This window comes from Campylobacter sp. DY7 (assembly GCF_057802535.1).
Map to the genome: position 1 here is coordinate 82,597 of NZ_JBYJAU010000004.1, position 14,816 is coordinate 97,412.

The window sequence follows — 14,816 nt, forward strand, 5'->3', positions numbered from 1 at the left end:
AACTATGGAAATAGAAAAATTATTAAATCAAAAGATTAAAAGATATGCAAACTATCCAAAAGAAGGCATAATCTTTGCTGATATTACTACACTTTTAGCAGATAATGATGGTTGGAATATGCTAATTTCTCATTTAAAAGAAAAATATAAAAATGAAAGCTTTGATTTCATTGTAGGAGCTGAAAGTCGTGGCTTTATATTTGCAGCTGCTTTAGGTGCTGTTTTAAATATTCCTTTTGTTCCTATTAGAAAGAAAAATAAGCTTCCTGGAGATGTAATTAGCGTTGAATATGATTTAGAGTATGGAAGCGATAAAGTAGAGATGAAAAAGGACGCATTTTTAGGCAAAAAAGATGTAAAAGTTCTTTTTATGGATGATTTATTAGCAACTGGAGGCACTAGTATTGCCTGTATGAAATTATTAAAATTAGCTGGTGCAAGTGAAATAAAAAGTTGCTTTTTAATAGATATAAATATAGGTGGCTTAAAGGCTCTTAAAGAATATTGCAATGATATTTATTGTGTTATAAAGGATTAGCTATGGATATGATTTTAGAATTTTTTTCTTCGTTTTTTGCTGATCCTGAAGGGGTTTTAACGGCTTTATTTAGAGATAAAATCGTTCTTGCTAGTATTATTATATTTTTATGGTGCACGCTTGAAGGAGAAACTGCATTAATCTTAGCAGGTCTTGCAGCTCATGGAGAACATATTCATATAGGGCTTATTACTTTTATTGCAGGTTGTGGTGGTTTTGTTGGAGATCAAGTGTATTTTTATATAGGAAGATATTCAAAAAATTATATTAGAAAAAAACTAAAAACTCAAAGAAGAAAATTCGCAGTAGCTCAAATATTACTTCAAAAATATGGCTGGCCTATAATATTTATTCAACGCTATATGTATGGTTTTAGAACCGTTATTCCTATGAGTATAGGGCTTACTAATTATAGTGCTAAGAAATTTGCAATTATTAATTTTATTTCAGCTCAAGTTTGGGCGGCTATTACTATTTTTACGGTTTATATTTTTGGAGAGCAAATTTGGGCTATTATAAATTGGGCTAAAAACCATTGGTATTTAGCAGCTATTTTAATAGTTGGATTTTTATGCTTAATTTTATATGCGTTTAAAAGTTTAGAAAATAAATTATTAAGTAAGAAAGGTAAAAAAAATGCAAATAGTATTTAATGATACAAATACTGATTTTAAAGTTTGTTTTATACAAAACAAAGATTTAAGTAAATTTGATGATGATGAATTTTTTAAGATAAATGATTATAAAGGCGTTGGAAGTATTAGTAATTTAGCCAAAAGAACACTTTATATAGGGCTTAGCGAAGAGCAAACTTATGCAAGTTTAATAGCTAGCGTAGGAAGTGCTATTAAAACTATTAAAAACTTAAATATAAAAAGCCTTAGTATTGAATACTTAAATATAGGTTGTGAGTTTTATAGTGCTTATGCGATTATTTATGGGGTTTTAGCAGCTTTATATGAGTTTAATAAATATCAAAAAGAGCCAAAAAATAGCAAAATTGAGCTTATTAGTCTTTTAGTAAATGCTAATGATGATATTAAAGAAGGCGTTAGATTAGCTGAAGTTTTAGCAAACGCTTGTGAAGATGTAAAAAATATCGTAAATGAAATTCCAAGTACATACAATCAATTAAGCTTTGAGCAAGACGCTTTAAAACTTGCTAAAGAATTTGATTTAGAATGCAATATTTATAGTGATGATTATATGCAAAAAGAAGGAATGAATGCGTTTTTGGCAGTAAATCGTGCAAGTGCTTATCCAGCAAAGCTAATTCATCTAGCATATAAACCTAAAAATGCAAAAAAAAGAATTGTTTATGTAGGAAAAGGACTTGTATATGATACAGGTGGGCTAAGCCTTAAACCAGCTGATTATATGCTAACAATGAAAGCTGATAAGAGCGGAGCTGCTGCTGTTTTAGGTATTTTAAAAGCTGCAAAATTGCTTAATTTAGATTATGAAATTCATGGAATATTAGGTGCAGCACAAAATTGCATAAGCGAAAAATCATATATGCCTGATGATGTAGTAATTTCAAAAGAAGGTGTAAGTATTGAAGTAAGAAACACAGATGCTGAAGGAAGATTGGTTTTAGCAGATTGCTTAAGTTTTGCACAAGATTTAAAACCTGATTTATTGATAGATTTAGCTACTTTAACAGGTGCTTGTGTAGTAGGGCTTAGCGAATATACAAGTGGCATTATGGGCTATAATGAAGAGCTTCAAAATGAGTTTTATGAAAACTCAAAAAGAAGTGGCGAATATACTTGCGTTCTTCATTTTAATCCACATATTAAAGAATTAATTAAGAGCAAGATAGCAGATGTTAGCAATACAGGTAGCTCAAGATATGGTGGAGCTATTAGTGCTGGAATGTTCTTAGGTGAGTTTATTAGAAAAGAATATAAAGATAAATGGTTGCATTTAGATATAGCTGGACCTGCTTATTTAGAAAAAGCTTGGGGAGAGAATAGTTATGGTGCAAGTGCAGCAGGAGTTAGAATGAATATTATTAATTTACTTAGAATGGCAAGGAGAAAATAATGGGTCTTAGTGTAGGTATTGTTGGACTTCCAAACGTTGGTAAAAGCACGACTTTTAACGCTTTAACAAAAGCAGCAAACGCTCAAGCAGCAAACTATCCATTCTGCACAATTGAGCCAAATAAAGCAGTTGTAGAAGTTCCTGATCATCGTTTAAATGAACTTGCAAAAATAGTAAATCCACAAAGAATAATGCATTCAATGATAGAATTTGTTGATATTGCAGGACTTGTAAAAGGTGCTAGTAAGGGCGAAGGTCTAGGGAATAAATTCTTAGCAAATATTCGTGAAACTGATTTAATTTTACATATAGTAAGATGTTTTGATGATGAGAATATTACCCATGTTGAAGGCGGGGTTGATCCTATTAGAGATATTGAAATTATAAATCTTGAATTAATCTTAGCTGATATTGAACAGCTTAATAAAAAGCTTGATAGACTTGCAAAAGAAGCAAAAGCAAATCTTAAAGGTGCTAAAGAATGCCTTGAATTAGCACAAGATTTATTAAAGCACCTTGAAGATGGAAAAATGGCTAGTGAATATGCTAATCGTGATAGCGAAGCGTTTTTAACCTTAAATAAAGAATTAAGATTGCTTAGTGCAAAAGAAGTAATTTATGGTGTTAATGTAAGCGAAGATGAATTATTAGATGATAATGACTATGTTAAAAAAGTGCGTGAATACGCAGCAAAATCAAATCATAGTGTTATGAAATTATGTGCTAAGCTTGAAGAAGATTTGGTTGGAATGGATGATAATGAAGCTAATGAATTTCTTAATGAATTAGGCGTTAGCGAAAGTGGTCTAGCTGCTATTATTAGAACTTCTTTTGCTAAGCTTAATTTAATATCTTACTTTACTTGTGGTGTGCAAGAAGTTCGCTCTTGGACAATTCATAAAGGCTATAAAGCTCCAAAAGCTGCAAGTGTAATTCATAATGATTTTGAAAAAGGCTTTATTAAAGCTGAGGTAATTAGTTATGATGATTTTATAGCTTGTGGTGGCGAAGCTAAAGCTAAAGAAGCAGGAAAATTACGCTTAGAAGGTAAAGATTACGAAGTAATTGATGGCGATATTATGCATTTTAGATTTAATGTTTAAGGCAATTTTGCTTTAAACATTTTTTAAATTCCTAATTCAAATTCCATATTTAAAATTAAAATAATTTTAAGGTATTAAAATGAGCCTTTAAAGGGTGGAAGATGGAAATATTATTATTAGAAGATGATTATATTTATGCAACAAGCATTTGTGAGTATTTGCAAGATTTAGGCTTTAGTGTAGATGTTTTTAGCGATGGCGATTTAGCCTGTAAAACAATAGCAAATAAATTCTATCATTTATACATTTTAGATGTTAAAGTGATTAATACAAGTGGATTTGAAGTTTTAGCTTATATTAAGAGTTTAAATATTGCAAGTCCAGTTATGATGATGACTTCAAGAACGGATATTGCAAGTATTAAAAAAGGTTATGAATTAGGGTGTAATGAGTATCTTAAAAAGCCTTTTGAATTAGATGAATTAAAATATCGTGTAAAAGAATTATTAAAACAATTTTTTCACACTAATAATCAAATAATAAAAATAGCAAATGATTTTACTTATGATTACTTGAATAAAACTCTTAGCAAAAATAATAAAATAGTAGAGCTAACAAATAAAGAAATTAATTTAATTGAGTATTTATTAGGCAATAAATCAAGCTTTGTAAGTGTTCATAATATATATGAATATGTTTGGAATAATGAAGTTTTAGAGCAATCTGATGTAAGCGATGTAAGGGTTTATGTAAAAAGAATTAGAGCAAAAACAAGCGATGATTTTATAATCTCACAAAGAGGTTTAGGATATAAAATTAATGTCTAGACAAGCATTACTTATTACCTTAATCATCATAATTTTTTCTTTACTTTCTGTTGGGATTTTAAAATTAAGCGTAGCAAATGATAAAAATACGACTTTATTAGAATTAGTTGCGTTTTCTAATAAAGAATTTGGCGATTTAAAAGATGCTAAAGTTTGTATTTTTAATGATGAAGAAGTTTTAAGTTGTGAGTTAAATATCAATGAAATAAGAGAAGATTTCATATACAAATGCCATAATTCTTATCTTTATTACAAGTATCAAAAGAAAATCAATGGCAAAAATTATTATGTAGTTTTAGGAAAGCCTTGTGTTTATAATAAGAGCTTGGTTAATACTATTATTGTTTTTGGTGGTGGAGCTTTTATATTATTTATCTTAATTTATCTTGTTTATAAAGATAATATTAAGAGCCTAATTTGGTACAAGAATACTATAAATACATTTTTTTATGATGCAATGCATGAGCTAAAAACACCGCTTGGAGTTGCACTTTTAAATACTGATATGTTAGAAGAGAGTAAATATCAAAAACGAATAAAAGCAGCCTTAAATCAAATGAAAACTACTTATGATGATGTAGGATTTTATATAGAAAATCCAAATGCTAAATACCCTTTAAAGAACATTAATTTTTCAGTATTTTTGAAAAATAGAATAAACTTTTTTATGACAATTGCTAGTTTAAAAAGCGTGGAATTTGAATTAGGAATTAGCGATGATTTATTTGTATTAATTAGCGAAGTAGAATTGCTAAGATTAGTAGATAATAATCTCTCAAACGCTTTAAAATACACTAAAGTTAATTCAAAAGTAAAAGTAATTTTAGAAAAACAAGATAATAAAATGTATTTTATCATTCAAGATGAAGGAATCGGCATTAAAGACACTAAGAGAATTTGGCAAAGATATGCAAGAGAAGATTTAGCTCAAGGTGGTTTTGGGCTAGGGCTAAATATTGTAAGAAATATTTGCAAAAAATACGATATTTTATATGAAGCTTATAATTATGAAAAAGGTGCTATTTTTAAATATACTTTTAAAGCTTAATTTTAATAAATTATAATAATTGATAAATTTTTTAAGGCTTAGTTATGAAAAGAATATTTTTATCTATTGCTTTGGTTTCAAGTTTGTATTCTTATGAATACACAACTAAGGTTCATCCTTTTGGAATGTATTTAGGAGCTCATAATTCAAAACAGCATACCGATATAGATTTAGCAGATTGTGTTGTAAATAATAACAGAAACAATAACAATGGCAGAGGTGCTTGCTTTCAACTCTATCAGATATTTAATATAGATGATCATTTTAATAGAACTGATGCTGATGATGAGCAAAGAATTATTATAAATTGGGGTTTTAACTGGGATTATGCTCAAGCTAAGCTTGATTATCAAAGATATATTGTAAATAATTTCGGTAGTTTTAATGGAGAAAAATCATCTCATCATACAGATTCAAGAAGATTTAGAGAAAATGTTTTTTGTGTAAATTATCAAGATAAAGTAGCAGGAAAAAACCACAATCCAAGTGATTATCAAGATTTTATCTCTCATCAAAAATCAAATCCTTATGTTATTGATCCTTATAAAAATACTGAGCTTGATTTTTCTATGAGTTCATATTTTTATGATGAATCATATATTCAAGATGTATTTAAAGAATTTAAAGTAAATACAACAGGTAAAATTATAGTTTTAGCAAGTAGTTTAAATTCTCCTTTTAGTTTTTATTTAAGCGAACAATTAAATGATGGTGAAAAAGGAACAGATGCTTATAGGTTCGCAAATAATTATCTAGGTTATCAGCATGGTTCGGTTACTAATTATGATAGCGAAAGACTTTATAATGAATTCGTTAAGTTTATGGCAAGTAAAGGCTGTAAAAAAAATTATGATAATTCAAAATACGCAAGTAAAATTCCTATGACTTTAGATGAAAACGAAGTAGGTTCTACGCTAAATGATAATGCTTATTATACGAACGATGAATGTGCTAGATATTCAGAGCAATTTTTCTTAAAAAATAATGCTTTATATTCTCCTAAAGAATTTATAAAAGGTAATGCAAAATGGGGATTTTTAGCTAATCAATATTTTATAAATCATCAAGCAGGCTTAGGTAAATGCTATACTTTTAATACTGAGTATTATGATGGTTATGATTTTTCTTCTTATGGTTATTACAATGATAAAAATCTATGGAAGTCAAATGAGAGTAAAACTTATGATTTAAAGGCTTTAAGGCTTAGAAATTTTATTTATAATAACAATAAGGTTTTAGATAATGCCAGATTTTCTAAACGCTTTTCTCCATTTAAGGATACAAACTATGAAAGAGTAGTTTATAGTATTCATAAAACTAGAAATGGAATAGAAAACGAAAAAGCTATTTATAAAGAAGTAACAAATTCAAGAGATTGTATTATAAAGATTGCACCTGGTGTTTTTGATTTTGCAAAAGACTGCAAAAATACAAAATATAAAAAAGATGGAATGAAGCAAAGAACAGGCATTATGCCTATGGATATTGATGGCAAACAAAGAATTAGCGAAAGATTGTTTAGCCTACACTTAAGACCTACTTCATTTAAAGAAGAATATAAATATTATAAAGATAATGCTAGAAAATTTATAGCTTCAGTTGGAGATATATATGCACATTTAAAGTATCCTAAGTATTTTACAGCAGATGAGATTGTAAGATGGGGTAAAGAATATGGAGATGGTAGATTTCCAGATGATAGTTTGATAGGTTTTTATAAAAAGAATCCAGTAATAAATGCTAATTTTAAATTCTTATTTTATCCAGACGCTGATAAAACAGAAATTTATTTTACACCAAGTGATAATAAGCCAGTTGTAAGTTTTAAAGTAGCAGATAAATTATATCCATTATTTAATAAGCTGCCGAATATTCATATAAAACCTTTAAATAATAATCATGAGCTTGAGAAAAGATATGATTATACTAAGACAAAAGATGGAAATTTTACTAAATGCTGTGATAAGGATTTGAGTAAATATTATATAGATTTAAATGTTCAAATTAGCACATTAACAAAAAAATCAAATGCTTATGAGATTAAAAAAGCTTATCCTAATGTTGTTTATAAAGAAATAGATTTAGATTATTCTAATGAAGAATTACTTGAATATTTAGTAAGAAGTATTAGATTTAATTTAGATGAACCAGCGCTTATAAAACTATCAGTTGAAAGAATTTATGATAATGATAAAAGACCTATGTTTGAAAGAGATAGTAATAACATAATAAAAGGAATAAGCGAAGAAAAAGCCTTTATTCTAACAGATGAAGAAATTATTCAAAAGGAATTTAATTTCGGAAGTATTTGGAATGATAAAAACACAAGACCTAGCATTAAAGATTTAAACGATAAGAAAGCAAAAATTGCAAATGATACTTATACAAGGGTTGCTGGAAATAATGTTTATATAGGTTTTACTCATGAAGCTGATAGAACAAGGGTTAGCTTTTATTCACATACAGCAAGTAGTGATGATAGCAAAAGAACTAAGATATTAGTTTATGATAAAGATGATGTTAGAGTAAATCCTGACAATCAAAATATGGGAGATTTTGTAATAGAATTTATTAATGTTGGAGCAGGACTTCACGATATATGTTATGAGCAAACCACTATGCAAGGAGAAGTTTTAAATAATACTTGCAAAAGCTTCATAGTAAGACCTGCGAAAATTACTATAAGTGATTTTTCTACACAAGCAGGAAATGGTTTAAAAGGCAAAGCTCCTATTAGTAATTTTAAAGCTAGTGTATTAGATTACAATAATAATCCTTTAGTTTTAAATATAGGTATAAAAGAAGCAAAATTAAATGTAAAAGATAGTTCTAATAAGCCTTATTCTTTTGATTTAGAAACAAAAGATTATTATAAGGTAAGTAAGAAAAATCCTATTGTATTTAACAATAGTGGTAGTAAATATAATTTTGATATGGTAATCGCATATCCTTTAGCTGGTGATGGTCTAATTACATTTACTGATAATGATTATGTAGGAAGCGATATAACAAATAAGAAATGTAATAATATAAGCTATTCAACTAATTTAAAATATTTAAGTGATAGAGAAATTGATAAAACTTATAATTTAGTTGCAAACGATGGTAAGATTGCTTGTCATATTCCTATAATCTCTAGTGAGGCTAGTTTTACTAGTAAATCAACCACATTATTAGATGGTATTAAAACTTCTGAAGGTTTATCTGATGCGGTATTGTTTTCTGATGAGGTTGTAGGATTTAGTGAGTTTGAAAAATGCCTAGGAATTAATTGTGATTTTACTCATTCATTAAATATTCCTTTAAATATTAAAAACAAAGGCTCAAGCAATAAAGATAGCTTAGAGTATGTTTATAAATATTTTGATAAAGATATTGATGTAGAGTTTGATTTAAAATTTTTAGACAATAATGACACACAAGCTAGTAAAAGATATAGAGTATTTACAAATAAATTAGCTTTAAAAGATATTAATATCTTAAATCAAAATATAACAATGATATTAAGTGCTAATAAAGATATTTTAAATAAGCTTTTTGATACAAAAATGAAAGCCTTAGATGATGATGTAAATATTAAATTAAATACTTTAAGTAGTGTTGCTAAAGATTATGAAGCTAATGAGAGTGATTTAGAATTTATTACAAAAATAGGCTATACGAAATTTCAAGAAACAAAAGATTTAGCACCTAGTAAAAATATATTATCAAAACCAAATGTAAATGAATTTAGTCTTAATAGTAGTAGTGCTATTAGGGTTGATGGTGGAGATTGGGTGAGTTTTGGTAAGGATTATTCGTTTATTTATGCTTATTCTTTATATAAGGATTTAAGAGCTCCAGTTAATTCAAAAATAATAAACATCAATCCGACTAATTTGGATTTAAAATATACGGATAAAACTGGTAATGCAAGCACTCTTTATAATAGTAAGGTTAGTAAAGGACATTATTATTTAAAACCTGTGGTTGATATTGTAAATGAGATTAGTTTTAAGAGCGATTATAATTCTAAGATTACTAAGCTTCCTAATGGTGTTGTTAGTGTTGAATTAACAAGCGATAAAGATAAGAATGAATATGTAAAAGATTTAATTAGAACTTATTCAAAAAGCGAAGTAAGTTCTGATAATAATTTTAGTATTGAATATACAAAAAAATAAAATATTTAGGAATTTCTTTATTGAAATTCCTAAATCAAATTCCTATTTCAAATTCCAAAATTAATAATTATTTATTTTTAAATCATATTGATTAAAAATATTTTAATTTTATTTACATTATAATAAATATCTTTTTTATTTTTATTTTATATATAAATTATTTTTAATAATTGCCGATATATAAGAAATAATTTTTCACAAAGGTTATAAAAATGTTTTTAACTAAGAAATTTTTATTTAATAGTTCTTTATTATGTTTATTTTCTGTAAAATCTTTTGCAGTTGCTGATATGCCATTTTTTGAAAACTGGCTAGAATTTTCATCTGAGGAAGAGTTAGCAAAATTTTATAGTAGGACAAGTGATAATTTTATTAAAATCACTAATGATTTGACAGGCTTTAACGCACAACTTAATCAAGATTTAACAAAATACTTTTGGGGTGCTAAATATGTTCCTTTTATAGGTGGTCAATACGAAAGCTATACATATCAAGATATAAAAGCAAATATGCCTATATTTTCAAATCTTGATGAAACAAAAAAATATGTTTATTTTATTGATAAAAAAGATGGAACGAATACAATTTTTGCTAATTTAGAAATTGGTGAAGTAGATGTTAATACAACTCCTTTATGGGATTTTGATACAGCTATTAATTATGATTATTTTTATGGTCTTGATGGTGCATACAATGGTGTATTACATTATGATACTGTTGGAATGTCAGCTTCTGATTTGGTAAGCGTTAGTAATTCAGTAGTTTTAGTTAATGAAGCAATGACTTCTTATGAAGTAAATAATTCAATAGTTGATTTTAGTAATGATTTAGCTAGTTTAAGCAGTATGAAACTAAATAATTCTTATATGAATTCTAATATAGCTAACGGAGCTGAAATTGAGAATTTAAGTGTTGATAATAGTTATGTTGATGGTAATTATTCGGGTTATGGAGAAATTAACGCAACAAATTCGGTTTTTACCGGAGAGCTTAAAGGCTATTCTAAAGCTAATTTTAATAATGTTATAAGTAGTGGTTTGATATTTGGATTTGATGAATTAATTGCAACTAATTCAAAGCTATCAAACATAGAAGAAGTAAAAAGTCTAAATCTAAGCAATAGTATTTATCAAATAGATATTACTAAAAATACTTTTCAACCATTGTTTGTGAGTGAAAATACAAGTGGAGATAACAATACTTTAGAATTTTTAAATGTTGTATCAAATAATGTTATTAATTATGATTATTTTAAAGACCAAATGCAGCTTGCTATTCTTGCAAAAGGTATGAATAATATTAGCGAAACATTTTTTAATAATTTTATAGCTTATCAAGATGATTTAATTACTTTAAATGTAGATAGAAATTATATTGCGACAAGCAATACAGCTAGTGAATTAATATATTATATTAATAACCCTGTAAAAATTAGCGTTCCTGCTGTTAAGATTGAAGATACAGCTACAAAAAATCCAATTAGTATTCCTGCAACTAAAATTGAAGACACAGCTATTAAAACTCCTATTACACTTCCAAATGAAGAAACTAATGCTAATCCTAACATAGATGAGTCTAATGCTTCTAATCAAGAAAACATTCCAGCAACTAAAATTGAAGATACAGCTACAAAAAGTCCAATTAGTATTCCTGCAACTAAAATTGAAGACACAGCTATTAAAATTCCGATTGATAACACACTTCCAAGTGAAGAAACTAATGCTAATCCTAGCATAGATGAAATTTTAGTGCCTTCTAGTAAAGATGAAGAAATTATTAATGACAATACACAAGATAACATTATTTATGATGATTTAAATAATGATTTAGATACTGATGTGATTGATTATAATACAGATAATGGTTTTGCTATTACTTTAAGCGATGAAGAAATAAGAGAGCTTAGCAAATTAAGTGATGAAGAATTAAAAGCTTTTGGTTTTACAAGAAGTGAGATTGATGAAAAATTAAAAGAAATTGAAAGTAAAACAATAGCATTTAACGATATTATAAAACCTACACTAAATGATAAAACTAGCTTAAAGCTTGATGAATTAAATGCGTTTTTAAATCTTAATTTTTATGATATTAGCACATTAAATAAAAGAGCAATTAATCTAAGAAATGCAAAAGTTTTAAATGGCGTTTGGACTAGAGGTAGTGGAGCAAGAACTAATTATAATAAACAATTTGCATTCAAAAGCAATGATTTTTACTTAGGTGCTGATAGATTAAATAATTTAAATAATTATGATTTATATTTAGGAGCATTTTTAAGTGCATCTTATAAATACTCAAGCACAAAAGGATTTATTAAGCAAAATGGCTTTGGCGGTGGTCTTTATGCTACTTTATTAAGCGATAGTTTTTATTTAGATGCAATTTTTAGTTACACAAATGTTAAAAATCAATTAAATGATGATGTATTAGGCGATTTAAAAGCTAAGAATAACTTATATAAACTTAGTTTTGAGAGCGGATATAAGTTTGGAGATAAATATTATTATGAACCAAGTTTAAAATTAAACCTTGCATATAGCGATAAATTAAACTTTAAGAATAGCAAATTAAGCCTTAATAAAGATTCAAAATTATTTGCAAATATTGAAGCAAGAATGAATTTTGGAGCAAGTTTAAATGAATATATAAATACTAATTTAGCTTTAGGTTATTCTTATGATTTAACAAAATTAAGCGATTTAGACATTGATATTTATGGTTTAAAATTTGCTAAGAACAATAAAAAAGATAAAAAATTCTTAGTTAATTTTGGAACAAGCTTTAATATAACTAATAATTTAATGATTATTGTAGATTACGAGCAAAGTTTTAGCGGAATTTACAATACTTCTCACAATATTAATTCATCTTTTAGATATACATTTTAAGCTTTAAATCCTTAGGATTTAGAGCTTTTTTGGTTAATGGCTAATTTGCCTACTATTTAAATATATCGTATTAATTGCACTTTTAATTTCACAAATCTCATTAACCCTGCCTTGTTAGACTGAAAAAACAAGGAGATAATATGAAAATTAAAACAAGTTTTTTACCCGCTGTATTTATTCCAAGTATTATTTTTATTGTAATTTTAGTTTCATTAAGTGTGTTTTTGCCTACACAAACAAGTGAGTATTTAACATATTTAAAAGGATTAATTTTTGCTAATTTTTCTTGGTTTTTTATATTAAGTGTAAGTTTTTTTGTAGCATTTATGCTAATGCTTGCTTTATCTAAATTTGGAGATATAAAGCTTGGAAAAGATGATGATGAGCCTAGCTTTAGCTTTTTTTCTTGGCTTTCTATGTTGTTTGCTACTGGAATGGGAGTAGGGCTTATGTATTTTGGAGTAGCCGAGCCATTAATTCACAAGCAAACTCTTAATTCAAGTGATAAAGAAGCCTTAGTTCATACTTTGTTTCACTGGGGTATTCATCCTTGGGCTATTTATGGTGTTTGTGCTTTGGCTATGGCTTATTTTGGCTTTCGTTATAAAATGCCTTTAACTTTAAGAAGTGCTTTTTATCCATTTTTAAAAAACAAAATCTATGGCTTTTGGGGAAATGTTATTGATATATTAGCCCTTATTGTAACCGTTTTTGGGATTAGCACTACCTTAGGATATTCTGCAAGCTCTCTTAATGCAGGTTTATTTAAATTAGGCTTTTTAAATGATATTTCTTTTAACGAACAAGTTTTAATTATATTAATCGTAGTTTCTTTATCTACAATTTCTGCAATCACAGGAGTTAAAAAAGGGCTTAAAGTATTAAGCGAACTTAATTTAGTTTTAGCTTTTTTATTAATGCTTTTTGTTTTATTTTGTGGTGATTTAGTAAATCTGCTTTCAAATTTTAGCTCAAATCTAGGTATATATTTTTCAAATCTTGTAGAGCTTAGTTTTAAAACCTATGTATATGATAAATCTTATATTCCTTGGTTTAATTCTTGGACTATATTTTATTGGGCTTGGTGGCTTAGTTGGGCTCCTTTTGTTGGTTTTTTTATCGCCAAGATTTCTCGTGGTAGAACTATTAGAGAATTTATTTTCGGAGTATTAATTGTCCCAACTACTTTTAATATCTTATGGTTTAGCGTATTTGGTAATTTTGCTTTAGAATTTAGCGATAAATTAGGAGCATTTACTAATAGTACTGAAAGATTATTGTTTGAGTTTTTAGAGCTTTTACCTTTATCAAATATTAGTGCGATTTTAGCTTTAATTGTGCTTTTGTTATTTTTCATAACTTCTGCTGATAGTGGAATTTTCGTGCTTAATTCATTAGCTAGTGCAGGTAAGGAAAAGCCTTATAAATGGCAAAGCGTTTTATGGGGAATTAGTTTAATTGCTATTGCTGTTTCACTTTCTTATTCTGGTGGTCTTGATAGTATTTTAAGTGTTACGATGATTGTTGCTCTGCCTTTTGCTTTAATGCTTGTTTTAATGTGTGCTTCTTTATTAAAAGGACTTATTGTAGATAGTAGATATTTTGGAGCAAAAGTAAGCAAAGCAAGTGTGTATTGGAATGGCGATTTTTGGGAGCAAAGGCTTGAGCTTATTTTAAAACAAACTCAAATTAAAGATATGAAAATATTTTTACAAGATTTTGTAAGACCTGCAATGGCTAAAATAAAGGCGAAATTAGACGAACAAGGCTTAAGCTCTTTCATAGAAGAAAATAAAGGCAGCATACAATTAATAATCAAAAAAGAATTATCAAAAGACTTTATTTACGGAGTAAAAATAATAAAGCATGAAGTAAATAAGACTTTATTAGATGATGAAAATTTGCCGAATGTCTCAAAAGAATTTGAATATAGACCTATGACATTTTTTGGAGATGATAGATTAGGTTATGATATAAAATATCTTAATGAAAAAGAAATAATAGTAGATATTTTAAAGCATTATGAAAGATATTTAAACCTTTTAGATGATAGTGATAATGAGATTTTTACAATTGATTCTAAATAATAAAATTAATTAGGATTTATTTAATTTAAATCCTAATTCCTATTTCAAATTCTTTGAAAAATTGAAAGAATTTGAAATAGGAATTTGATTTTAATAAAATAGATTTTAAAGAACAATCAAAAAGCTTTTCGCAAGCAAAGAAGTTTAGCTTATAGTAAAATCAAAAATATACAAAA

Annotated in this window: 9 protein-coding genes; all 9 read left to right on the top strand. The window is 27.1% G+C overall.

The window, feature by feature from the left end; translation table 11 throughout:
• The first annotated feature begins 4 nt into the window (after positions 1-4).
• On the top strand, positions 5-538 hold the full coding sequence (gene apt / locus AC1B00_RS03880; RefSeq protein WP_488848207.1) for an adenine phosphoribosyltransferase: 534 nt from the start codon (positions 5-7) through the stop codon (positions 536-538).
• Positions 539-540: 2 nt separating this feature from the next.
• Complete coding sequence (locus AC1B00_RS03885; RefSeq protein WP_336610896.1) at positions 541-1,191, top strand: DedA family protein; 651 nt, start codon at positions 541-543, stop codon at positions 1,189-1,191.
• Entirely contained in the window at positions 1,175-2,584 is a 1,410-nt protein-coding gene (locus AC1B00_RS03890) for a leucyl aminopeptidase (RefSeq protein ID WP_488848208.1), read from the top strand. The genes AC1B00_RS03885 and AC1B00_RS03890 overlap by 17 nt, the downstream gene beginning before the upstream one ends.
• Positions 2,584-3,687 carry a redox-regulated ATPase YchF gene (ychF, locus tag AC1B00_RS03895; protein WP_336610894.1) on the top strand — a complete coding sequence of 368 codons (1,104 nt, stop codon included), beginning with the start codon at positions 2,584-2,586 and terminating at the stop codon, positions 3,685-3,687. Before AC1B00_RS03890 ends, ychF begins: the two co-directional genes overlap by 1 nt.
• A gap of 101 nt (positions 3,688-3,788) precedes the next feature.
• Positions 3,789-4,454 carry a response regulator transcription factor gene (locus AC1B00_RS03900; protein ID WP_488848210.1) on the top strand — a complete coding sequence of 222 codons (666 nt, stop codon included), beginning with the start codon at positions 3,789-3,791 and terminating at the stop codon, positions 4,452-4,454.
• Entirely contained in the window at positions 4,447-5,502 is a 1,056-nt protein-coding gene (locus AC1B00_RS03905; RefSeq protein ID WP_488848211.1) for a sensor histidine kinase, read from the top strand. Before AC1B00_RS03900 ends, AC1B00_RS03905 begins: the two co-directional genes overlap by 8 nt.
• A gap of 44 nt (positions 5,503-5,546) precedes the next feature.
• A complete protein-coding gene (locus tag AC1B00_RS03910; protein ID WP_488848212.1) occupies positions 5,547-9,665 on the top strand; it encodes a hypothetical protein in 4,119 nt (1,372 codons plus the stop codon).
• Positions 9,666-9,877: 212 nt separating this feature from the next.
• Positions 9,878-12,553 carry a hypothetical protein gene (locus AC1B00_RS03915; RefSeq protein ID WP_488848213.1) on the top strand — a complete coding sequence of 892 codons (2,676 nt, stop codon included), beginning with the start codon at positions 9,878-9,880 and terminating at the stop codon, positions 12,551-12,553.
• Between the two features lie 140 nt (positions 12,554-12,693).
• Positions 12,694-14,640 (top strand): BCCT family transporter, encoded by a 1,947-nt coding sequence (locus AC1B00_RS03920; protein ID WP_488848215.1) that lies wholly within the window; start codon positions 12,694-12,696, stop codon positions 14,638-14,640.
• Positions 14,641-14,816 lie beyond the last annotated feature (176 nt).

Excerpts from the sequence above, each read along its gene's own strand:
- apt (WP_488848207.1), top strand. The coding sequence starts at position 5 with ATGGAAATAGAAAAATTATTAAATCAAAAGATTAAAAGATATGCAAAC.
- AC1B00_RS03885 (WP_336610896.1), top strand. The coding sequence starts at position 541 with ATGGATATGATTTTAGAATTTTTTTCTTCGTTTTTTGCTGATCCTGAA.
- AC1B00_RS03890 (WP_488848208.1), top strand. The coding sequence starts at position 1,175 with ATGCAAATAGTATTTAATGATACAAATACTGATTTTAAAGTTTGTTTT.
- ychF (WP_336610894.1), top strand. The coding sequence starts at position 2,584 with ATGGGTCTTAGTGTAGGTATTGTTGGACTTCCAAACGTTGGTAAAAGC.
- AC1B00_RS03900 (WP_488848210.1), top strand. The coding sequence starts at position 3,789 with ATGGAAATATTATTATTAGAAGATGATTATATTTATGCAACAAGCATT.
- AC1B00_RS03905 (WP_488848211.1), top strand. The coding sequence starts at position 4,447 with ATGTCTAGACAAGCATTACTTATTACCTTAATCATCATAATTTTTTCT.
- AC1B00_RS03910 (WP_488848212.1), top strand. The coding sequence starts at position 5,547 with ATGAAAAGAATATTTTTATCTATTGCTTTGGTTTCAAGTTTGTATTCT.
- AC1B00_RS03915 (WP_488848213.1), top strand. The coding sequence starts at position 9,878 with ATGTTTTTAACTAAGAAATTTTTATTTAATAGTTCTTTATTATGTTTA.
- AC1B00_RS03920 (WP_488848215.1), top strand. The coding sequence starts at position 12,694 with ATGAAAATTAAAACAAGTTTTTTACCCGCTGTATTTATTCCAAGTATT.